At 67.3% G+C, this 22,500-nt stretch carries 17 protein-coding genes; 4 read left to right on the plus strand and 13 right to left on the minus strand.

The annotated features are described in order from the left end of the window. Window positions 1-62: 62 nt before the first annotated feature. The 7 genes from ABDZ95_RS12865 to cyoA are packed head-to-tail and all read right to left on the minus strand — an operon-like array spanning window position 63 to window position 6,805. Window positions 63-596 (minus strand): response regulator transcription factor, encoded by a 534-nt coding sequence (locus tag ABDZ95_RS12865; protein WP_343794355.1) that lies wholly within the window; start codon window positions 594-596, stop codon window positions 63-65. Continuing rightward, the gene (locus ABDZ95_RS12870) at window positions 593-1,870 is read right to left on the minus strand and encodes an ATP-binding protein (RefSeq protein ID WP_343794356.1); all 1,278 of its coding nucleotides are present in this window, start codon (window positions 1,868-1,870) and stop codon (window positions 593-595) included. The genes ABDZ95_RS12865 and ABDZ95_RS12870 overlap by 4 nt, the downstream gene beginning before the upstream one ends. Then, a complete protein-coding gene (locus ABDZ95_RS12875; protein WP_343794357.1) occupies window positions 1,867-2,568 on the minus strand; it encodes an SURF1 family protein in 702 nt (233 codons plus the stop codon). Before ABDZ95_RS12875 ends, ABDZ95_RS12870 begins: the two co-directional genes overlap by 4 nt. Further along, the gene (cyoD, locus tag ABDZ95_RS12880; protein WP_343794358.1) at window positions 2,558-2,959 is read right to left on the minus strand and encodes a cytochrome o ubiquinol oxidase subunit IV; all 402 of its coding nucleotides are present in this window, start codon (window positions 2,957-2,959) and stop codon (window positions 2,558-2,560) included. The genes ABDZ95_RS12875 and cyoD overlap by 11 nt, the downstream gene beginning before the upstream one ends. Beyond that, window positions 2,956-3,579, minus strand: a complete 624-nt coding sequence (gene cyoC, locus ABDZ95_RS12885) for a cytochrome o ubiquinol oxidase subunit III (RefSeq protein WP_343794359.1) — start codon at window positions 3,577-3,579, stop codon at window positions 2,956-2,958. Before cyoC ends, cyoD begins: the two co-directional genes overlap by 4 nt. A gap of 2 nt (window positions 3,580-3,581) precedes the next feature. Next, window positions 3,582-5,609: a cytochrome o ubiquinol oxidase subunit I gene (cyoB, locus tag ABDZ95_RS12890; RefSeq protein WP_343794360.1), complete on the minus strand. Its 2,028-nt coding sequence runs from the start codon at window positions 5,607-5,609 to the stop codon at window positions 3,582-3,584. Between the two features lie 8 nt (window positions 5,610-5,617). Further along, on the minus strand, window positions 5,618-6,805 hold the full coding sequence (gene cyoA / locus ABDZ95_RS12895) for a ubiquinol oxidase subunit II (protein ID WP_343794361.1): 1,188 nt from the start codon (window positions 6,803-6,805) through the stop codon (window positions 5,618-5,620). A gap of 154 nt (window positions 6,806-6,959) precedes the next feature. On the opposite strand from cyoA, the gene ABDZ95_RS12900 reads away from it, so the two are divergent. After that, entirely contained in the window at window positions 6,960-8,318 is a 1,359-nt protein-coding gene (locus ABDZ95_RS12900; protein WP_343794362.1) for an MFS transporter, read from the plus strand. A gap of 12 nt (window positions 8,319-8,330) precedes the next feature. Here ABDZ95_RS12900 and ABDZ95_RS12905 read toward each other — a convergent pair whose 3' ends face one another. The 6 genes from ABDZ95_RS12905 to ABDZ95_RS12930 form a co-directional block, all read right to left on the minus strand. Beyond that, complete coding sequence (locus ABDZ95_RS12905) at window positions 8,331-9,512, minus strand: lipid-transfer protein (protein ID WP_343794363.1); 1,182 nt, start codon at window positions 9,510-9,512, stop codon at window positions 8,331-8,333. Next, complete coding sequence (locus ABDZ95_RS12910; RefSeq protein WP_343794364.1) at window positions 9,509-10,840, minus strand: MFS transporter; 1,332 nt, start codon at window positions 10,838-10,840, stop codon at window positions 9,509-9,511. The genes ABDZ95_RS12905 and ABDZ95_RS12910 overlap by 4 nt, the downstream gene beginning before the upstream one ends. A 45-nt stretch (window positions 10,841-10,885) precedes the next feature. Further along, complete coding sequence (locus ABDZ95_RS12915; protein WP_343794365.1) at window positions 10,886-12,136, minus strand: serine hydrolase domain-containing protein; 1,251 nt, start codon at window positions 12,134-12,136, stop codon at window positions 10,886-10,888. Continuing rightward, window positions 12,129-12,890, minus strand: coding sequence for a TetR/AcrR family transcriptional regulator (locus ABDZ95_RS12920; RefSeq protein ID WP_343794366.1), 762 nt, complete (start codon window positions 12,888-12,890; stop codon window positions 12,129-12,131). Before ABDZ95_RS12920 ends, ABDZ95_RS12915 begins: the two co-directional genes overlap by 8 nt. A 62-nt stretch (window positions 12,891-12,952) precedes the next feature. After that, window positions 12,953-14,575, minus strand: coding sequence for an AMP-binding protein (locus ABDZ95_RS12925; protein WP_343794367.1), 1,623 nt, complete (start codon window positions 14,573-14,575; stop codon window positions 12,953-12,955). Window positions 14,576-14,639: 64 nt separating this feature from the next. Next, window positions 14,640-16,814: a TonB-dependent receptor gene (locus ABDZ95_RS12930; RefSeq protein WP_343794368.1), complete on the minus strand. Its 2,175-nt coding sequence runs from the start codon at window positions 16,812-16,814 to the stop codon at window positions 14,640-14,642. Between the two features lie 197 nt (window positions 16,815-17,011). On the opposite strand from ABDZ95_RS12930, the gene ABDZ95_RS12935 reads away from it, so the two are divergent. The 3 genes from ABDZ95_RS12935 to ABDZ95_RS12945 all read left to right on the plus strand — a co-directional run bounded on the left by ABDZ95_RS12935 (window position 17,012) and on the right by ABDZ95_RS12945 (window position 22,500). After that, window positions 17,012-17,815: an alpha/beta fold hydrolase gene (locus tag ABDZ95_RS12935; RefSeq protein ID WP_343794369.1), complete on the plus strand. Its 804-nt coding sequence runs from the start codon at window positions 17,012-17,014 to the stop codon at window positions 17,813-17,815. Beyond that, a complete protein-coding gene (locus tag ABDZ95_RS12940) occupies window positions 17,812-20,307 on the plus strand; it encodes a glycoside hydrolase family 2 protein (RefSeq protein WP_343794370.1) in 2,496 nt (831 codons plus the stop codon). The genes ABDZ95_RS12935 and ABDZ95_RS12940 overlap by 4 nt, the downstream gene beginning before the upstream one ends. Before the next feature lie 78 nt (window positions 20,308-20,385). Next, on the plus strand, window positions 20,386-22,500 hold the full coding sequence (locus ABDZ95_RS12945; protein ID WP_343794371.1) for a TonB-dependent receptor domain-containing protein: 2,115 nt from the start codon (window positions 20,386-20,388) through the stop codon (window positions 22,498-22,500).

Consider the following 22,500-nt stretch of genomic DNA (forward strand, 5'->3'; position numbering starts at 1 on the left):
ATCGAGACGCCCTACCGTTCCATGACAGTTTCCGGAGGTGTTCGCCTTTCCGTCGCGGGCCGTCAGCTGATCCGGCGCTTCTCGAGCTTCCGCGCAAGCGTCCGCCGGTGCATGCCGAGGCGACGGGCGGTCTCGGAGATGTTGAAGTCGGTCTCGGCCAGCACCTCGTGGATGCGTTCCCACTCCAGCGTCTTGATCGAGGTCGGACGCACCGTCAGCGGGATGGAGGCGTCGCCCTCGACGCGCGCGAAGGCCGCCTCGATGTCGTCCGTGTTCGACGGCTTGGCCAGGTAGTAGCAGGCGCCCAGCTTGGTCGCCTCGATGGCCGTGGCGATGCTGGCGTATCCGGTCAGGACCACGATCCGCATGGACGGGTCATGCTCGTTCAGCCGCCGCACGCACTCCAGGCCCGAGCCGCCGACCACCTTCAGATCGACCACCGCGTAGCCGGGCGAGAACGTCTGCAGCCTCTCTTCCAGCTCGACCAGCCCGGTGCAGGTCTCCACCACATAGCCGCGGCGACGGAACGAGCGGGCCAGCGTCTCGGCGAAGGCCGTGTCGTCCTCGACGATGATCAGCGACGGCGCATCGGTCATGGCTTGGCTCCCAATGCGGCCAGCGGCAGGCGCAGCGTCACCACCGCCCCGCCGCCCGGCGCGTTTCCGGCCTCGACGGTCCCGCCCAGCTTGCGCACGACATTGGCGACAAGGAACAGGCCCAGCCCGCTGCCCGGCCGCGCCTTGGTGCTGACGTAGGGCTGGCCGAAGCGTTCCAGCACCGCCGGATCGAACCCCGGCCCGTTGTCCCGCACCACGATGCCCAGTTGGTCCTCATGCCTCGCGGCCGACAGCGAGATCCGGTCGGTCGAGGCCTCCAGCGCATTCTCCAGCAGATTGGTCACCACCTGCTTCAGGGCCACGTCCGAGACGATATCCAGATCGGGCGTGAAGGCGTTGTCGTAGTCCAGCCGCGGCGGGCTTCGCAGCCCGCGCCACTCCTCGACCGCCTGATCGAGGAAGCCGCGCACAGTGGTCTTGACCGTCCCCTCACCGCGCAGCTCGCCCGACGACTGCAGAATGCCCGAGACGATCGCCTTGCAGCGCTCCAGCTGCGCGCCCATCGTCTGCAGTTCCTCGCGGGCATCGGCGTCCTTGCGGAACACGTCCAGCCGCTTCCAGTCGTTCAGGATCACCGACAGGGTCGCCAGCGGCGTCCCCAGCTCGTGCGCCGCCCCGGTGGCCAGCAGACCCATGCGCACGACATGATCCTCCTCCACAGCCCGCCGCTTGAGCTCCGCCAGCTTCAGGTCGTGATCGCGCTGGTTGGAGGCGATCCGCGCCAGGAAGATCAGCAGCAGCCCCGCCGTCAGTACGAAGCACAGGAACATGCCCATGGTGTGCAGGCTGAAGATTCGCCCCTCGTGCAGGTTCGGCACGTCCAGCGGCCGGTAGACGAAGTTCAGCACGATGAAGGCGATGGCCGTCGCGGCCGTCAGCACCCCGGCCCACCGCACGTTCAGCAGCACGGCCCCGAGGATCACCTGCAACAGGAAGATCGACACGAACGGATTGGACGCCCCGCCGCTCAGGTACAGCTGCAGCGACAGCGCCAGCACGTCCATCATCAGACCGGCGAAAACCTCGGGGCCCGCGATCGGCCGTTGCGCCTTCCACCGCGCCACCGACGCGAGGTTCCAGAGCACCAGCGCGGCCAGCACCAGCAGCATCCCCTCCAGCGGCAGGGGAACATGCATCAGCTGATGCACCACGCCGATGGTCACCAGCTGCCCCACCACCGCGATCCAGCGCAGCATGATCAGCAGGCGCAGGTTCTCGCGGTTGGCGGCCTGGGTGATGGTGACGCCGTTCACGCCTCGTCTCCCTGCAACGGTTCGCGCAGGAACCGCCATGCGCCGAACACGCACAGGCCCGCAAGCGCGAACCAGGTCAGGGCATAGATCAGATGGCTGTTGGAGAACTTCAGCACCGTCAGCCCGCCGCGCGGCCAGCCGCCCTCCCCGTCGTCCTCCACATCGATGAAGTAGTCCGCGACCGGCCCGGCGACGCCCTTCGCCTGCGCGATGGCCGCCACGTCGCGCGACCGCCAGCGATCGCCTTCGGGATCGTTGGCCCGCAGGAAGCCGCCGTTCGGCTCCGTCACCCTCAACAGGCCCTGCACCGACTGCACGCCCTCCGGCCGGGACCAGTCCCGCTCCGCCGCCCGCTCGCCCGGCACAAAGCCGCGATTGACCAGCACGGCGAAGCCCCGGTCCGTCTCCAGCGGCGTCACCACCCAGTAGCCCGGCCCCAGCGCGGTCACGGCCTGCACCAGCGTCTCACGGTCGTGGGCGAAGACACCCTGCGCCCGCACCGCCTGATAGGCTTGCTCAGCCCCATCCCGATCATCGGGCATCGGCGCGGCGATCGGCGCGGCATGCGCCCGCGCCTCGACATCGGCGATCAGCTGCGTCTTCCACTGCAGCCGCTGCACCTGCCAGACACCCAGCCCCGCGAACAGCAGGGCCAGCAGCAGGCTCAGCCCCGCCAGAGCGCGACGTTTACCCGCCAATGCCCGGGCTCGCGGCCTGCCCCATGGCTTCCATGTCGTGGGCCGGCATCATGTTGCTGTCGAGGTGGTGCATGACCCACAGCGAGCCCGAGATCACGATCACCAGGATGATGGCCGTGAACAGGAAGGCCAGCAGGTTCCAGCCGCCCTCCGACTTCGGATGCAGGTGCAGGAAGTAGATCATCTGCACCACGATCTGCACGACCGCGAAGCCCACGATCACGGCGATGTTCAGGGTGCTGGAGAAGTCCCCCATCATCACCATGGCGAACGGGATGATCGTCAGCACCGCCGAGATGATGAAGCCGGTCAGATAGCTGCGATAGGTGCCATGGTCGTGGCCATCATCATGATGGTCGTCATGGTGATGGGTTTCGTCGTGAGCGCTCATCGCACCATCCCCAGCAGATAGACAAAGCTGAACACCCCGATCCAGACCAGGTCGAGGAAGTGCCAGAACAGCGACAGGCACATCAGGCGGCGGCGGTTGGCCGGGATCAGCCCCTTCATGCTGACCTGCACCATCAGCACCACCAGCCACAGCAGGCCGAAGGTGACGTGCAGCCCGTGGGTGCCCACCAGCACGAAGAAGGCGGACAGGAAGGCGCTGCGCTGCGGCGTCGCTCCCAGATGGATCAGGTGCGAGAACTCATACAGCTCGATGCCCAGGAAGGCCGCGCCGAACAGGCCGGTGACGGCCAGCCAGCCCAGCGTCTGCTTCTTCGCCCCCTTGAACATCGCCAGCATGGCGAAGCCGTAGGTGATCGACGAACACAGCAGCATGGCGGTGTTCAGCGCCACCAGCTCCAGATCGAACAGGTCGCGCGGTCCCGGTCCGGCCGCATAGGCCGTGCCCAGTACGCCGAAGGTGGCGAACAGGATGGCGAAGATGAGCAGGTCGCTCATCAGGTACAGCCAGAAGCCCAGCAGGGTGCTGTGGCCTTCCGGATGGTGCGGCTCCTCCTTCGGGTGGAACGCGAACGGCTCGGTCGATTTCACGGTGCTCGCCATGATCAGCCCTCCGCCTTCGCCAGCGCGGCCTTCAGCGCGTCTGTGCGTCCGTCCTCGATCGCGCGCACCTCATCCTCGGGGATGTAATAGTCGCGGTCGTAGTTGAACGTGTGCCAGATCGCATAGCCGACGATGGCGACGAACGAGGCGATGGCCAGCCACCAGATGTACCAGACCATGGCCATGCCCAGCGCGATGGCCAGACCGGACAGGATCACGCCGGTGCCCGTGCTCTTCGGCATATGGATCGCCTTGAAGCCCTTCAGCGGCCGCTCGTACTTCGCCTGCTTCATGTCATACCAGGCGTCGCCGTCCCGGATGATCGGGGTAAAGGCGAAGTTGTAGGCCGGCGGCGGCGACGAGGTCGCCCACTCCAGCGTACGGCCGTCCCACGGATCGCCCGTCTCGTCGCGCAGCTTGTCGCGGTTCAGGATGCTGACGGCGATCTGGATCAGGAAAGCCAGGATGCCGACGGCGACGATGCAGGCGCCGATCGCCGCGATGACGAACCAGATCTGGTACGACGGATCGTCGAAGGTGCGCAGGCGACGGGTCACGCCCATCAGGCCCAGCACGTACAGCGGCGCGAAGGCGACCCAGAAGCCGACGACCCAGCACCAGAAGCTGACCAGCCCCCACTTTTTGTCGAGCTTGAAACCGAAGGCCTTGGGGAACCAGAAGTTGATGCCGGCGAACAGGCCGAACATCACGCCGCCGATGATGACGTTGTGGAAGTGCGCGACCAGGAACAGGCTGTTGTGCAGCACGAAGTCTGCCGGCGGCACCGCCAGCATGACTCCCGTCATGCCGCCGATCACGAAGGTCAGCATGAAGGCCATCAGCCACATCATCGGCAGCTCGAACCGGATGCGCCCGCGATACATCGTGAACAGCCAGTTGAAGATCTTCGCCCCTGTCGGGATGGAGATGATCATGGTGGTGATCCCGAAGAACGAGTTCACCGAGGCGCCCGAGCCCATCGTGAAGAAGTGGTGCAGCCACACCAGGTACGACAGCACGGTGATGACGACCGTGGCGTAGACCATCGAGGTGTAGCCGAACAGGCGCTTGCCCGAGAAGGTCGAGGCGACCTCCGAGAACACGCCGAATAGCGGCAGGATCAGGATGTAGACCTCGGGGTGACCCCAGATCCAGATCAGGTTCACATACATCATCGGGTTGCCCCCGAGATCGGTCGTGAAGAAGTTGGTGCCCAGGTAGCGGTCGGCGGTCAGCAGGGCCAGGACGGCCGTCAGCACCGGGAAGGACGCCACGATCAGGACGTTGGCGCACAGGCTGGTCCAGGTGAAGACCGGCATCTTCATCAGGCCCATGCCCGGCGCGCGCATCTTCACGATGGTCGCGATCAGGTTGATGCCGGACAGGGTGGTTCCTACCCCCGCGATCTGCAGCGCCCAGATGTAGTAATCGACCCCGACGCCGGGACTGTACCCGATCCCCGACAATGGCGGGTACGCCAGCCAGCCGGTGCGCGCGAACTCACCCACGAACAGAGAGGCCATGACCAGCACGGCGCCGGCCGTGGTCATCCAGAAGCTGAAGTTGTTCAGGAAGGGGAAGGAGACGTCCCGCGCGCCGATCTGCAGCGGTACGACATAGTTCATCAGGCCGGTGATGAACGGCATCGCCACGAAGAAGATCATGATCACGCCGTGGGCTGTGAAGATCTGGTCGTAGTGGTGGGCGTTCAGATAGCCCTCGGACCCGCCGAAGGCCATCGCCTGCTGCAGGCGCATCATGACGGCGTCGGCGAAGCCGCGCAGCAGCATGACCGTGCCCAGGATCATGTACATGATCCCGATCTTCTTGTGGTCCACCGTCGTGAACCACTCGGTCCAGAGATAGCCCCACAGCTTGTAGCGGGTGATGATCGCCAGCAGGGCCAGACCGCCCAGCACGACCACCGCGAAGGTGGCCAGCACGATCGGGTCGTGCGGAATGGCCGCCCAGGTCAGACGACCGAGCAGCGGCGAGATCTCGACATAGGCCGAGGGGTCGGAAGACGTCATGGGAGCCATCAGATGCCGGCCTCGACTGCGTCAGCGCGGGAGGCCGGAGTGGAACGGACGAAAGGTTTGTTGCGGGGCAGGCCGGCGCCCGTCAGGCGCTCCAGCGAGCGCGGCGGGGCCAGCAGGGATTCCTCGGCCAGACGGGCGCGGCCCATGGCGGCCTCGCGCGCCTCGTCGGGGGTGCAGATCTGCATGACATAGCCGGCGTTGTCGCCGCCCAGCGGCGTCACGCGCGGCCGCGAGTACTGCAGCGAGCCCGGCGGCAGGAAGTTGCGGATGCCGTCGAGACCCGTGCCGCCCTGCTCGTTCAGGGCCATCATCTCGCCCATGCACATCGAGCCGGGCTCGACGCAGCGACCGACGATGGCGTTCCACAGCAGTGGATCGACCGAGCCGTAGCTGATCGGCTGAACATGCTCGCTGGGACGGGCCAGATCGACATAGGAGACGCGGTCAAGCAGACGCCCGCCGGCCTTGGCCTCGGCGATCCAGGCGTCGAAGGCCGCATCGTCCAGACCGTGGAAGGCGAACTTCATCCCGGAGAAGCCGTCACCGGAATAGTTGGCGGAAAAGCCTCGATATTCACCCGGCGCATTGATGACCGCGTGCAGCTTCGTCTCCATGCCCGGCATGGCGTAGATCTGCCCTGCGAGGGCCGGGATGTAGAAGGAGTTCATCACCGACGACGACGTCAGGGTGAAGCGGATCGGACGATCCACCGGCGCGGCCAGCTCGTTGACCGAGGCGACGCCGTACTCCGGGTAGATGAACAGCCATTTCCAGTCGAGCGCGACGACCTGCACTTCCATCGGCCGCACGTCGGCGGTGACGGGACGCTCGTGGTCGATGCGGTCCAGCGACCGGTAAGGATCCAGCAGGTGGGTGCCGGTCCAGGTGATGGCGCCCAGGCAGATGATGATCAGCAGTGGAGCCGCCCAGATCACCAGTTCAAGGTGCGTGGAGTGATCCCACTCGGGCTCGTACTTCGCCTCCTTGTTCGAGGCGCGGTATTTCCAGGCGAACCAGATGGTCAGGGCCATCACCGGGATGATGATGACCAGCATGAGGATCACCGACCAGACCAGCAGGTCGCGTTGCTGCGCGGCGATATGGCCCGCAGGATCGAGCACGACGGCCTGACAGCCTGACAGAAGCAGGCCGCCGATACAGAGGCTGATGAACGTTATCGGGCGCAACGCCTTTAACTCTCCACGTAGCCCTCGGGGGAGCGAGGACGATGGCTCGTTAGAAAGAGCCGCGCCCTCTGCACATTGGACAATCTGTCCAATGCCCTTTGAACGTTGTAACTGTGAAAGGGTCGCGCAGGAAACTCAGGAGTAATCCTCGTTCATGTCCGCGAAGGCCGAACTGCCGAATTCCGAGGGTCTGGAGCACGACGCTGCAGAGCTGCACGGGCGTGTCGACGCGGGTGAGATCGCGGTCGGGGTGATCATCGGCCGCACCTCCGAATTCTTCGACTTCTTCGTCTATGCGATCGCGTCGGTCGTGGTTTTCCCGCGCCTGATCTTCCCGCATCTGCCCCCGATCGAGGGCATGATCTGGTCGTTCGCCATCTTCGCCCTGGCCTTCCTGGCCCGCCCGCTGGGCACCGCCTTTTTCATCGCCATCGATCGCCGCTTCGGCCGTGCGACCCGCCTGACCACCGCCCTCCTCCTGCTCGGCACCTCAACGGTGGCCGTGGCCTTCACCCCCGGTCACGCCCAGGCTGGCGTGTGGGCTGCGATCATCCTCGGCATCTTCCGTATCGGTCAGGGCGTGGCCTTGGGCGGCGCCTGGGACGGCCTGCCCTCCCTGCTGGCGCTCAGCGCTCCCGAGAAGCGCAAGGGCTGGTACGCCATGGTGCCCCAGCTGGGCGCCCCGTTCGGCCTGCTCGTCGCCTCGGCCCTGTTCGCCTACCTGCTGATCGTGCTGTCGGCCGAAGACTTCCTCGACTGGGGCTGGCGCTATCCCTTCTTCTGCGCCTTCGCCATCAACGTCGTGGCCCTGTTCGCCCGTCTGCGCATCGTGGTGACCCCGACCTTCCAGGAACTGTTCGAGCGCCGCGAGCTGCAGCCGACGCCGGTGTTCGAGGCCATCCGCGCGGAGGGCCCGCGCATCGTGATCGGCGCCTTCGCCCCGCTGGCCAGCTTCGCCATGTTCCACATGGTCACCGTCTTCCCGCTGTCGTGGGTTTTCCTGTTCACACGCGAGGAGCCCAGCCGGTTCCTGATGATCGAAATGGTCGGCGCCGTCGCCGGCATCTTCGCCATCATGGCCTCGGGCGTGCTGGCCGACCGCTACGGACGCCGCAAGGTGCTGGGCGGCACGGCCGCCGCCATCGCCGCCTTCAGCGGCTTCGCTCCCCAGCTGCTGGAAGGCGGCACGGTGGGCGAGCTGGTCTTCATGGTCTCGGGCTTTATCCTGCTGGGCCTCGCCTTCGGACAGGCCTCCGGCGCGGTGGCCAACAGCTTCGCCAAGCGTCACCGCTACACCAGCTCGGCCCTGACCTCGGATCTGGCCTGGCTGTTCGGCGCCGGCTTCGCCCCGCTGGCGGCCCTGCTGCTGTCGGTCTACGGCGGCCTGCTGGCGTCCGGCGCCTATCTGCTGTCCGGCGCCCTCGTCACCCTGCTGGCCCTGTGGCTGAACCGCACCCTCGGCCACAGCCACCTGCCCGAGGGCAGAAAGCGCGCGGCCGAAAAGGCGGGCTGATCTCCGGCGGCGTCAGGCTCGCCCGTACAGGGTCACCACGCAGGCGCCGCCCAGACCCAGGTTGTGCTGCAGGCCGAAGCGCATGCCCTCGACCTGACGTGCCCCGGCCGTGCCGCGCAGCTGATGCGTCAGCTCGAAACACTGGGCCAGTCCTGTCGCGCCCAGCGGATGCCCCTTGGACAGCAGACCGCCCGACGGATTGACCACGTGGTCTCCGCCATAGCTGTTCCGGCCGTCGCGGATATAGGTCTCCGCCCCGCCCTCGGCGCACAGTCCCAGCGCTTCGTACGAGATCAGCTCGTTGGCGGTGAAGCAGTCGTGCAGCTCGACCGCCTGAATGTCGCCCGGCCCGACACCGGCCTGCTCATAGACCGACCGCGCGGCCTCGCGCGTCATCTCGTAGCCGACCACGCTCATCATCGACCGGCCGACGAAGGTCCCGGCATAGTCCGTCGTCATCGCCTGACCGAGGATCGAGACCTCCGCCTTCAGCCCGTGCCTGGCCGCGAACGCCGGCGAGACCAGCACCGCCGCGGCCGCGCCGCAGGTCGGCGGACAGGCCTGATAGCGGGTCAGCGGACCGTACAGGTGTTTCGACGCCATCACCTCTTCCAGCGAGATCGGATCGCGGAACAGGGCCAGCGGATTGTTGGCCGCGTGGCGGCGCGCCTTGACCGCCACCATGCCAAACACCTCGTCCGCCGCGCCGTATCGCGACTGATAGTCCAGCCCGGCCCCGCCGAACTGCTGGGCGACGAGCGGGGAGGTGTCGTCCTTGCCGAGGATCTCCTCCTGCTTCGTCAGATGGTGATCCAGCGTCCGCTTGCGGTCGTTGAACACCGCGCCCAGCGCGCCCGGCAGCATCTGCTCGAAGCCGAAGGCCAGCACGCAATCGACCGCGCCCGCCTCGATCATCTGCCGCGCCAGCCACAGGGCGGTCGAGCCCGTGGCGCAGTTGTTATTGACGTTGACCACCGGAATGCCGGTGCAGCCCACCCGGTATAGCGCGGACTGCCCGGCGGTGGAGTCGGCGTAGACATAGCCGGCATAGGCCTGCTGGATCTGCTCGTAGCCGACGCCGGCGTCGCTCAACGCCAGCCGGATCGCCTCCTCGGCCATCACGTCCCAGTCCGCGCTCTGGCCCGGCTTGGCGAAGGGGATCATCCCGACGCCGGCGACGAGAGCCTTCGTCACGACACTGGCTCCGCTTCGCCGGTGACTTCCGCCGCCGGCTGCGGGGCGAACCGCATCGCCGCCCAGTAGCCGATCAGGGAGATGAAGCCCGTCACCACGCCCAGCCACGTCAGGGTCAGGCCCAGCCCGGTCGGTCCCTCGAACAGGAACGCCATCCACGCGATGATCGCCGCCGTCACAGGCCCGCCCACGAACTTGCCGATGATGGCCAGCGCCGCCAGCGAGGTCGCCCGCTCCTCGTTTGGCAGCAGCACCGCGATGGCCGCCGAGTTCACGAGGTTCACCACCGCCCCGCCGGTCAGCAGGGCGAACAGCACCCAGGCGAACAGCGTCACGTTCGGCATGATCGGATAGGCGCTGGCCGGAATGCTCAGCGCCGTGGCGATCACCGCCGGCAGCAGGATGGCCCCGCGCATCTTCAGCTTCTGGCTGGCGTCCACGGTCAGGCCGCCGATGATCGAGCCGACAATGCCGCCGCCCAGGATCACCAGCCCGACCCAGCCGCCGAACTCACCGGGCGACTGATTGTACTGCCGCACCAGCACCGAACCGATCCACAGCGCCGCCGCCCCCTCGGCCAGCGAGCCGGCGAAGTTGCCGACGTACAGTGAGCCGAGGAAGTAGCGCCGGCCCCAGAATGTCTTCAGCGACTGCACGAAACCCGGATTGGCCTCCTTCACCTCGTGCCGGACCGGCTCGCGGATCAGGAACAGGGGCAGGACCAGCACCGCCGCGCCGATGCCGACCAGCAGGTGCGACTCCCGCCACGGGGCCATGCCGGCCACGAAGGCCGACGGGTTCGCTTCCAGCCAGCCGTACAGGGTGCCGCCGATGGCGAAGGCCGCCGCCGCGCCCGCCCATGCGCCGATCGAAACCAGCAGCATCGCCCGCCCGCGCCGCTCGGGCATGCAGACGTCGGCCAGCAGGGAGACCAGCACCGGGAAGGCCGTCGCCGCGCCCACGCCCGCCACCAGCCGCGCCGCGAACAGGCCGTAGAAGTCCTGCGCGAACGCCGTCCCGATCGTCCCCAGCGCCCACAGCGTCGCCAGCACGATCAGCAGCTTCACCCGCGTGTAGTGGTCCACCATCCAGGCGATCGGCAGCGACAGGATCGCCGCCGGGATCGCCGTCGCCGTGCCCACGATCATGGCCAGCTGGAAGTCGTTGATGCCCAGGTCGGCCTTCACCGCCTCCTGGATCGGCGCCAGCAGCCCGCCCACCGTCAAGGCGGAGAAGAGGGTCATGGTCAGCAGCCACACCACGCTCCACTTCGTCTTGCGGAACAGGACAGGCGGCTGCGGTGGCTCTTCGATGGATGCCGTGGTCATGGTCGTTTCCTCGATGCGGACCTTCGGGTCCGTCTGTCGTTCAGGTCAGAGCTCCGGCCGGGTCAGGGCCGCATAGGTGAAGGTGCGCGCCTTGGCCCGGAACTCGCCGCTGATCGGGTCCGCAAGGCGCTGGATCAGGCCCACGAAGACCAGGTCGTTCTCCGGATCGATCCAGAACCACGTCCCGCCCATGCCGCCCCAGGCCAGCGTCCCGCGCCCCTCGATCGAGCCCATCCGGCGCGGGTCCTTCATGATCGAGAAGCCCAGACCGAAGCCGAACGCCGGATTGAACGGCAGCAGCCGCATCGGCCCCGGCGTCGCCAGCACCGCGTCCGGGATAACGTTCGTCGCCATCAGCTCGACCGTCGCCGGCGCGAGAATCCGCGCCCCGTCCAGCTCGCCCTTGTTCAGGATCATCTGGCAGAAGCGGACATAGTCCTTCGCCGTCGACACCAGCCCCCCGCCCCCGTCCTGGAAGCGCGGCGGCGCGTGGAAGTCGTTGATCGGCGCGCCCAGCACGGTCGTGACCTCGGCCAGTCCGCCCTGCTGGTCGTCCTGATAGAAGGTCACCAGCCGGTGGGCATTGTCCGGCCGCGTGTGGAAGTCCGTATCGACCATCTTCAGCGGCCCGAAGATGCGCATCTTCAGGAACTCGCCGAACGGCATGCCAGAGATCCGGCTGACGATGACGCCGAGGATCCCCGACGCCACCGAATAGAACCACTCCTCGCCCGGCTGATGGATCAGCGGCCGCGCCGCGATCCGGTCGATGAAGTCCTGATCGCTCTCGGGGTGCATCACCGCCGCGGCGCTGTAGTCGCGCTCCACCGGGTGGAAGTCGAACAGGCCATAGGCGAAGCCGGCGGTGTGGCTCATCACCTCGCGCATCGTCGGCGCGCGCTTGGCGTCCACCAGCGTCATCTGCCCGTCGGGCCCCACGCCGGTGCAGACCTTCAGGTTTTCGAACTCCGGGATGAACCGCGTCACCGGATCGTCCAGCAGCCAGCGACCTTCCTCGAACAGCATCATCATCGCCGTCGCGGCGATCGGCTTGGTCATCGAATAGATGCGGAAGATCGCATCGTCCGACAGGTCCGCCCCGCCGCCCAGCACCGGCTTCCCATGCGTCCGGAACGCCGCCACCTTGCCGTGGCGCATCAGCAGCGTCGTGACGCCCGCCACCCGTCCGGCCGCGACCATGTCCGACATATAGTCGTCCAGCCTCTGCAGACGCCCGCTGTCGAACCCGAGAGCCTCGGGCCGCTCCGCGACGGGAAAGCCGGCGATGTCAGCCATTGGGGTCTCCGGATCTGGCCTTGATGCGGTCGATGCAGACGGCCCTGAACCCGCCGGCCATGAAGGTGGCCATGCGCAGTTTCACCGCCTCGAAATCCTCGGACTTGCACAGCCCGCCCGACAGGTGATCGATCCGGCCCGTCCGGGCCAGCGTCAGCGTCAGGGCGCCCGTCACGAAGTGATAGCCCCAGAAAATGTCCTCGTCGGCCGCCTCGGGCATGGCCTTCTTCAGCAGGCCGATCAGCTTCAGCACCACCGGGTCGAACAGGCTGTACATCAGGGTCGCGCCCCAGACCGGCGCGTTGTTCACCTGGCCGCCCAGCGCGCCATAATTCCGCCAGCCCTCGCCGCCCTCGATGTAGAGATCCAGGTCGGTGTCCAGGAACGCCCGCAACGCGCCCTCTACGGTCGGATGGTCGCCGGTCTCCTGCTCGTACTTCTCCAGCGCCTCCATCCGGCGCCCGATGGTGATCGGCGCCCGGCGCTTCACCACCTGATGGAACAGGTCCTGCTTGTCCTCGAAATAGTAGTGCATCAGCGAGGTGTGCACCCCGACCTTCTGCGCCACGTCCTTCAGGGTCACGCCATACATGCCGTGCTTGGAGAACAGCTCCTCGGCCGCGTCGAAGATCTGCTCCAGGCTCTCGGCGCGCTGCTCCGCCTTGGACCGGCTCTTCGGCTTGGCGGTCTTCGCCGACTTGGTCGCGGCCTTGGAGGCGGCGGCGCGGCGCGGCTTGGGTGCGGTGGCGGACATGGTCGTCTCCGGAATCAATTCCCCGGAGGATCGGACGGCTTGGCTGGACTTGGAAGCCGCCATTATCCCTGACCGTACAGGGCGCGCAGGCGGTTCTTGTCGATCTTGCCCGTCGCGGCCAGCGGCATCGCGTCCACGCGCTGGATGTGATCGGGCATCCACCACGGCGCGACCTTGCCTTTCAGGGCCGCGCGGAACGCCTCGTCCTCGACCGGCGTCCGCAGTTCGACGACCAGCACCGGCCGCTCGCCCCACTTGTCGTCTGCCCGGCCGATGACGGCTGTCAGGGACACGGCGTCCATCGCGCCGACGATCTCCTCGATTTCCGCCGGATTGATCCACTCGCCGCCCGACTTGATCAGGTCCTTCGAGCGTCCGGAAATAGTCAGGGCGCCGGTCTCGTCGATCATCGCCAGATCGCCGGTGTCGAACCAGCCTTCGGCGTCCAGCGCCGGGGCCGGCGCGCCGAGGTAGCGGTTCACCACGCTGGCCCCGCGCACCTTCAGATGCCCGACGACCCCGCGCTGCTGCGGCAGGTCCACGCCCTCCGCATCGGTCAGCTTCATGTCCAGACCGATCGAGGTCACGCCCGAGGCCCGGGCCGGCGCGTCCGGAGGCGACAGGGTCCCGGTCGGCGACAGCTCGGTCATCCCCCAGCTGGTCTGCACGCGAACGCCCAGACTCTGCTCGAGGCGGTTCATCAGCGCCTCGGGACAGCCCGATCCGCCCAGCACGATCCGCTGCAGCGACGGCACGCCCTCCCCGCTGGCCTCGACATGATCGACTAGACCCAGCCAGACGGTCGGCACGCCCGCGGTCAGGGTCACCCCCTCCTCTCGGATCAGCTTCGCCAGCCGCGCGCCATCGGTCACACGGCCCGGCAGGACCAGCTTGGCGCCCGTGGCCGGAGCGGAGAACGGGAAGCCCCAGGCGTTGGCGTGGAACATCGGCACGGCCACCAGCACCACGTCCCGCGCGACCAGCCCAAGCGAGTCCGCCTGCACCGAGCGCAGGGTCACGAGATAGTTGGAGCGGTGAGTATAGACGACGCCCTTGGGCGCTCCGGTCGTGCCCGAGGTGAAGCACAGCCCCGCCGGCGTGCGCTCGTCGAACCCGCCCCATTCGGCCGGGGCTCCGGACGCCAGCAGACGCTCGTAGTCGATGACAGCCGCGTCCCCGGCCTGCGCCTCGTCCAGCGCGATCAGGCGTAGTCCCGGGTGATGCGCGGCGATGCCCTGCGCCAGCGGCGCCAGTCCGGCGCCGTAAGCCAGAACCGTCGCCTGCGACTGGTCCAGCATCGAGGCCAGCTGTTCGGGCGTCAGGCGCGGGTTCAGGGTGTGGCACACCATGCCCACGCCCATCGCCGCGTACCACAGCTCCATGTGCGGCCGGGTGTTCCAGGCCAAGGTGGCGACTACGTCGCCCTTTTCCAGCCCGAGGTCCTGCAAGGCGCCGGACAGTCTCTGACTGCGCTCCAGCACCTGCGCATAGCCCATGCGCGTGGTCTCGCCGTCGACGTCGCAGGACACGACCTCGACATCGGGATGCCAGCGCGCGGCGTGGACCAAGAATTTGTCGACCGTCAGGTCCCACGCCTGCATGCCGTCGGCCATCGCGGCCAGCGGACGGGAGCGCGCCGTGGCGGCCTCCGCCCCGGTCGTGTCGATGGTCTGGTGAACGGTCATCGAGGTACTTGAAATCCGTGAAGCAAAAAGACGGGGGCGAGCCCGGAGACCCGCCCCCAGTTCATCAGAAGCTTCGGGTGACGCGCACGCCGTACTGGCGCGGCGGAGCGGCGTAGCGCTGGCCGGCCTTCACGGCGCCGATGTAGTGCTCGTCGAAGACGTTGGTGCCGTAGGCCTGGAAGCGCCAGTCGCCATTGTCCGGCTCGTAGGTCAGCTGGGCGTTGACGATGTCGCGGGCTTCCAGATGGTCGCCGCGCGCCGTGTTGGCGAAGATGGTGCCCCAGGTGTCCGAGATGTGGCTGTAGTCCACACGCGGGGTCAGGCGACCGCCGCCGACGTTGAAGTCGTACTCGACGCCCAGGTTGAAGGTCAGCTCCGGCGCATAGGTCTGGGCGTTGCCGCCCACGTTGATGCAGTTGGCCGAGGCCGGACCCGTCGCCGGATTGCACCCGCCCGACAGCGTTCCGCGCGGATCGACGGCGAAGAAGGTGCCCAGTTCCGAATGCGACACCGAGATGCCGGCATCGAAGCCGAGGGCGCCGAAGCGGCCCTGCGCCGAGGCTTCCAGACCGTAGATCTTCGTCTCGCCCAGCACGTTGGCGATGGTCGTGATCGTCGGGACCGTCGGGTCGCCGATGATGACCTGGAAGTTCTCATAGATGTTGTAGTAGCCGCCGATCTGGGTGCGCAGGCGACCGCCGAAGTGCGTGGCCTTCCAGCCGGCCTCGAAGTCGGTGACCTCCTCGCCCTGGAACGGACCGGGCGGCAGGCCCAGGATGTTCGGCCCGTTCAGACCACCCGCCTTGTAGCCCGTGGCGACGAAGCCATAGAGGAAGTTGTTGTCGTCCAGCGTGTAGTTCAGGGCGATCTTGCCGGTGACCTTGTCTTCCTCGACCCGGTCGTTCTGCGCGATCGCCAGACCCAGCGCCGCAATGGCGCTGACGGCGTCGTTCTCGACGGTCATGCGCGAATAACGGGCGCCGACCTGAAGCTCGAAACGGTCCGTCAGGTCATAGCTGACCTGACCGAAGGCCGCCGCGGTCGTCTTGGGGTTTTCGCCCTGCAGCGTCAGCGCGACGAGGATCGGCAGGGTCGGCGACAGATACTGGGTCGTCGTGAACTGGCCCGGCGGGAAGGTGATCAGGTCGTCCTGGTAGTAGGCGCCCAGAACCCAGCTCAAACGACCCGTGTCCGGCGAGATCAGGTTGAATTCCTGCGACCACAGACGCTGGTCGGCCTTGATGTTCGAGGTGAACGGCAGGGTCGCCGTACCGTCGGTGTCGGCGCGCACCGAGGTGGTGCCGTCCTGATAGCCGGTGATCGAACGGAAGGTCAGGCCGTTGTCGAACTGGTAGCTGATGTTCAGCACCGAACGCAGGGTCTCGTCCACGGCGCGGGCCGGGCCGTTCGTGCGGATGTTGAACAGGCTGTCGGTCGAGGTGACCGGCGTGGTCGGATAACCGCCCAGATCGATGTGGTTGTAGTCGGTCTTCCACAGCACGCGCAGGGCGTCGGTCGGCTGCCACAGGACGCTGGCGCGATAGCTCTCGTTCTGGACGTCGCCCGGCGTGGCGATCGTCGAACCGCCTTGGATGACGTTGTAGAAGCTGTCGCGGCTCTCGTTGTTGAAGGCCAGACGCACCGCCAGGGTGTCGTTCAGCGGCACGTTGATCGCGCCCTGCAGCCGCAGATGATCGTAGCTGCCCAGCTGCCCCGTGATGTAGCCGTTGACGCTGTCCAGATCGGGGTTGCGCTGGTTGATGAAGACCGCGCCGCCGGTGGCGTTCTGGCCGGCGAAGGTGCCCTGCGGACCGCGCAGCAGTTCCAGGCTGGCGATGTCGAAGAAGGGCTCGTTCTGGAAGTAGGCCGGGAATACAGCGACGCCGTCGCGGTAGGTGATCACACCCACGCCGATCGACGAGCTGTTCTCGGTCTTGCCGATGCCGCGAACGTTGAAGCTGTTGCCCTGACCGGAGTTCTGGACCGTCACCGACGGCATCGAGAACTGCAGTTGCTCGACCGTGCTGACGCCCTTGCTGGCCAGCTGTTCGCCGGTCAGGACGGCGGCCGCGACCGGCGTCTCCTGCAGGTTCTGGGTGCGTCGCTCGGCGGTGATCACGACTTCGCCCAGAGAGGTAGCCTCGTCCTGTTGGGGCTGCGGCGTGGCGTCCTGGGCCTGGGCGGCCCCACACCAGAGCAGCGCGATAGCGGACGTCGAAAGCAAGATGTTCCGGCCCATGATGGGTCCCCCTGTCCTTGTAGCGTTTCCTCGGCGATCTCCGTCGCCATGCCGCAAGGTGTTCCACCGAATCCGGAACTCGTCAACACTCATTCACTCACGAGTGAATGTCTTGCATCTGTCCCGATCCTGAGGAACTGTGAGGCCGAAGCGGCGCTCCGGTGAGAGCTCACAAGCCGCGTACATGGGAGGCGGATATGCGGTTTCTGGATCGCGACGGCGTGCGTCTGGCGTGGAACGAGAGCGGGTCGGGGACGCCCATCCTGCTCATCATGGGCCACCGCTACAGTTCGGCCATGTGGTACCCCCTGATGGAGGCGCTGGCTGACCGTTACCACCTGATCTGGTTCGACAATCGCGGCACGGGACAGAGCGGTTCGCCGCGCCGGACCTCGGTCGCCGAGATGGCCGCCGACGCCCTCGCCGTGCTCGATGCGGCGGGCGTCCAGACCGCCCACGTCTATGGCGTTTCCATGGGCGGCGGTATCGCCCTGGAGTTCGGCCGCGTCTATCCCGAACGCACCCGCTCGCTGATCCTCGGCTGCACCATGGCCAAGACGCCGGACCTGAAGCCGAAGCCGCGCTGGCTGATGAACCTCGTCTACAATCTGCCGACGCCGATCCTGAAGGCGCTGGGCTCCAGCAAGTTCAAGAACGGCTATGGCGACGCCGCGCCGGACGACCGCATCGCCCGCGACATGGGCATTCTGGCGAAGGACCCGTTCACCCGTCACGGCGTGCTCGCCCAGGCTCACGCCATCCAGGACTATTCGATCACGCCCGAGCAGGTGAAGGCCATCACCCTGCCCGCCCTGGTCCTGCACGGCACCCAGGATCTCGCCGTCCCCTACGAGGCCGGAAAGGCCCTGTCGGAGATGCTGCCGAACGCCCGGCTCGTGACCTTCCCGGACATCGGGCACAACTACTTCATCGGCGCCGGCGAAAAGGCCAATGCCGAGTTCGAGGCCTTCGTCGCCTCCGTCGAGGCAGGCCGGTCTTGATCACCCTCGACCGCTGGACCCTGCTGGACTTCGCCCCCGGCGAGGGCTTGGGTCAGGACGCCGCGACCACCGGCGGCGAGACCTGGATTCCGGTCGCCGCCCCCGGCGACACCTACCTCGCCCTCGTGAAGGCCGGCCGCCTCGACCATCCGTGGCAGGGCCGCAACGAGACCGCCGCCGCCTGGGTCCGCGATCGCGAGTGGTGGTGGCGCACCACCTTCGTCGCCCCGCAGCCGGCGCCCGGCGACCGCGCTGAACTGGTCTTCGAAGGCCTCGACACCTTCGCCGTGATCTACCTCGACGGTCAGGAGATCGGCCGAGCGGATAACATGTTCCGCCGCTGGACCTTCGATGTCGCCGACCATCTGAAGCCCGGCTCCACCCAGACCCTCGCCATCCGCTTCGACCCGCCGGCCCTTGCCGCTCCGCATCGCGACCTGCCCGTCTGGAGCGCCTTCACCGACCGCGTTAGCCGCTCGCGTCGCAACGTCATGCGTAAGGCACAGTTCGGCTGGGGCTGGGACTGGGGCCCCGACCTGCCCACCGTCGGCATCTGGCGGCCGGCCCGTCTCGAGGTCCGTCCCGCCGCCCGCCTCGCCGACCTCGCCTTCACCACCCTGACCGCCTCGGCCGACCACGCCACGGCCCGCATCGAGCTCGCCTGCCTCGCCGCTGATAGCGCCACGGTCGAGATCACCCTGACCGATCCGGATGGCCGCATCGCCTTCCGCCACGCCGGCCCGGCCGACGCCGGGCTCAACCTTGCGGTCGATCTGCCCTCCCCCCGACTGTGGTGGACCGCCGACCTCGGCGCTCAGCCTTTCTACGTCCTCTCCGCCCGGCTGATCCGGAATGGCGAGACGATCGACGAGGCGACGAAGACCGTCGGCGTGCGCACTATCGCCATCGACGAGTCGCCCGACCCGGACGAACCGGGCGCGACCTTCTTCCGCTTCATCCTGAACGGCGTCCCGATCTTCGCGAAAGGCGCCTGCTGGGTCCCCTCGACCTCCTTCGTCGCAGAGACTTATCCACAGGCTTGCGAACAGCTGCTCGATCAGTCGGTCCGGGCCAATATGAACATGCTCCGCATCTGGGGCGGCGGCATCTACGAGCCTGATTTCCTTTACGATCTCTGCGACCGGAAGGGCCTTCTGGTGTGGCAGGACTTTATGTTCGCCTGCGCCCACTATCCGGAGGCCCCCGACTTCCTCGAATCCGTCCGTCTGGAAGCCGAGGATCAGGTCCGCCGCCTGCGCCATCACGCCTGTCTCGCCGTCTGGTGCGGCAACAACGAAAGCCAGGCGATGCACCGGATAAACAACGACAAATCCGGAGAGGACGGCGCCCTCTCCGGCCTCGCCATCTACGACGATCTCCTACCTGAGGTCCTCGCCCGCCTCGACCCCACCACCCCCTACCGCCCCGGCAGCCCCTGGGGCGGATCAAATCCCAACGGCATGAAATCCGGCGACGTCCATGACTGGACCGTCTGGCACGGCGTCCCGCCGATCCCCGACGACGTCATGATCGGCGACTTCCAGTCCTCGCCCGAAGGCGTCGGCTACCCCCGCTACGCCGAGGATTTCTCCCGCTTTGTCAGCGAGTTCGGCCTGCAAGCGGCGCCCGCGCTTGAGACGCTGGAACGCTGGATGGACCCCGCCGACCTGAGCCCGGAAAGCGAGGGCTTCCTCGCCCGCATCAAGGACGAGGCCCGCAAGGCCGACGCCATGATGACCCCCGTCACCGGCCTGCCCGCCACCCTGCGCGACTACGTCGACTACACCCAGTGGTGTCAGGCCGAGGGCCTGAAGTTCGGCATCGAGCATTTCCGCCGTCGCCGTCCTCACTGCTCCGGGGCCGTGCTCTGGCAGCTCAACGACTGCTGGCCCTGCGTCAGCTGGAGCCTGATCGACCACGACGGCGTCGAGAAGGCCTCGTATCACGCCGTCCGCCGCGCCTTCGCGCCCGTGCTGGCCTCGTTCAGGGACACCGGCGACCAGATCGAGCTCTGGATCACCAACGACACTGATAAGCCGGTCAACGGCGAAGCCATTGTCCGGCTTGATACTTTCGAGGGAGCCGAGCTCGAATGGCATGCGGTTCGCATAGAGGCGCCTGCCCACGGCCACGCGGTGATCTGGCGCGGCCCGAAGCCGACCAGATCCGACAGCGTCTTGCGGGCTATCCCGATGAACGGGCTCTTCGAGACCGCCCGCCGGCTTCCCGGACCGATCCGCGACCTCTCCCTTCCCCTCGCCCGACCCGAGGTCGAGTGGCGCAGGACCGGCCCGACCGGCCTTGAGGCCCGCCTCAAGGCCCCGGCCTATCTCGCCTTCGTGGGGCTGGCCTCGAAGCGGCCCGACCTTCGCTTCAGCGACAACTTCCTGGACATGGCGGCCGGCGAGGAACGAACAGTCGCGGTCACCGGGTCGTATCCCGTGGATCCGGTCGAGATCGTCATCGACTGCTGGAACAAGCGATCATCCTGACTGCGACACATCGGCAATTGTTATTGCGACTGACTCGCACTAAATGTGCCGCTCCGCTTGTTACAGATGCCGAGCCTGATGTCGCGCCTACCCCTCGCCCTGACCCTCCTCGCCGGCGTCAGCGCCCTTCCCGTCGCCGCCCTCGCCCAGTCCGCTCCGGCGGGCCTCACCGCGCTGGATGAGATCGTCGTCACCGCCTCCACGCGCGCCCAGACGGTCGAGCAGGCCCCGGCGTCCATCTCGGTCGTCACTGCCGAACAGCTCGAGAACCGAGCCTACGTCGACCTGTTCGACGCCGTTCGGGACGTCGAGGGCGTGTCGGTCAGCGGGGGCTCGAACTTTCAGGACATCCTGATCCGCGGCCTTCCGGGCGCCTACACCCTGACGCTGGTAGACGGTCGTCGCCAGTCGACGCGCGAGGCGCGAGTGAACGGCAACGGCGGGCTGGAGCAGAACTTCATGCCGCCGGTCGGCGCCATCGAGCGGATCGAGGTCGTGCGCGGCCCGATGTCGTCGCTGTATGGCTCGGACGCCTTGGGCGGCGTCGTCAACATCATCACGAAGAAGGTCCCGCTGCGCTGGGGCGGCTCCATCGGCGCCGACTATGTCTCGCAGGAAAGCAGCGACAGCGGCGACTGGTATCAGAGCCAGTTCTATCTCGGCGGCCCGCTGGTCAGCGACCAGCTCGGCCTGCAGCTCTGGGGCCGCACACTCGAGCGTGACGAGGACGGTATATACAACGCTCCCAGCAGCACCGGCATGATGGGCTCGGAGGAGTACAACCTCGCCGGCCGCCTCGCCTGGACGCCGAACACCGACCACCAGGTCCTGCTGCAGTACGACGTCGCCCGCATCGAGCGCTTCAGCACCGCGGGCCTGACCGTCGCCCCGACCGGCCGCAGCGTCCGCAACGAGCACAGCCGCGACGCCCTCTCCCTCGCCTGGAACGGAAACTGGAGCTGGGGGACAAGCGCCCTGTCCGTCCTGCGCGAGGAGGCCCGGCGCGAGACCTATACCGCCAACGTCCAGGGCGTGCTGATCCGCGGCGCCCGCGCGCCCGAGATCACCAACACCGTCTGGGACGCCCTGTTCAACGTGCCCCTGACCGGCACGGCGCTGGGCGACCACAACCTGGTCTTCGGCGGCCAGATCATCGAGAACGAGCTGATCGATGTGAACCCCGGCGCCCGGGACAACGTCAACGCCACCTTCGACGTCTGGCAGCGCGCCGTCTTCGCCGAGGACGAGATCGGCCTGACCGACGACCTGGCCCTGACGCTGGGTCTGCGCTGGGACGACCACAAACGCTACGGCGACCACTGGAGCCCGCGCGCCTATCTGGTCTGGACGCCCGATCCGACCCTGACCCTGAAGGGCGGCGTCTCGACCGGCTTCCGCGCCCCCGAACTGCGCGCCGTGGCCGAGGGCTATGCTTATGAGACCGGCGGCGCCAACTGCAACTACGGCGCGGGCGCCTGCGGCGTCATCATCGGCGATCCGGACCTGAAGCCCGAGACCAGCACCAGCTACGAGCTGAACGCCCTGTGGCGTCCGACGTCCGACCTGTCGCTGAACGCCACGGTCTTCCGCACCGACTTCACCGACAAGATCGACTTCGACCGCGCCTGCGGCCCGGACGCCAACAACAACGGCGTCTGCGACGTGCCGTCCGAGGTGCTGCGCTGGTCCGAGGACCCGCTCTACCAGCTGTACTACTGGTACAATGTCAGCGACGCCCGCATCCAAGGCGTCGAACTGGGCGCGACCTGGCAGGCCACCGACGCCCTGACGCTGAAGGGCAACTACACCTTCACCGACTCCGAACAGCGCGGCGGCCTCTACGACGGCCAGCCGCTGGGCCGGACGCCCGAGCACATGGCCAACGTCCGCGCGGACTACGAAGTCAGCGACGCCCTGAACCTGTGGAGTTCGGTCACGTATCGCGGCGAGGAGGTCAACGCCGGCCTGCGCGTCGGGACCAATGGCCAGCCCATCTTCGTCGGCCCGCGTCAGGTCGGCCGCCTGTATCCGGACTACACCCTGGTCGACATCGGCGCGAACTGGCGGGTGCGCCAGAACGTGTCGCTGAAAGCCGGCGTCTACAACGTCACCGACAAGGTTCTGGACGTGCTCACCTATGACCAGCAGGGCGACGGCCGTCGCTACTGGCTGGGCGTGAACGTGGAGTTCTGA

This window comes from Brevundimonas kwangchunensis, assembly GCF_039523815.1.
Taxonomy (GTDB): domain Bacteria; phylum Pseudomonadota; class Alphaproteobacteria; order Caulobacterales; family Caulobacteraceae; genus Brevundimonas; species Brevundimonas kwangchunensis.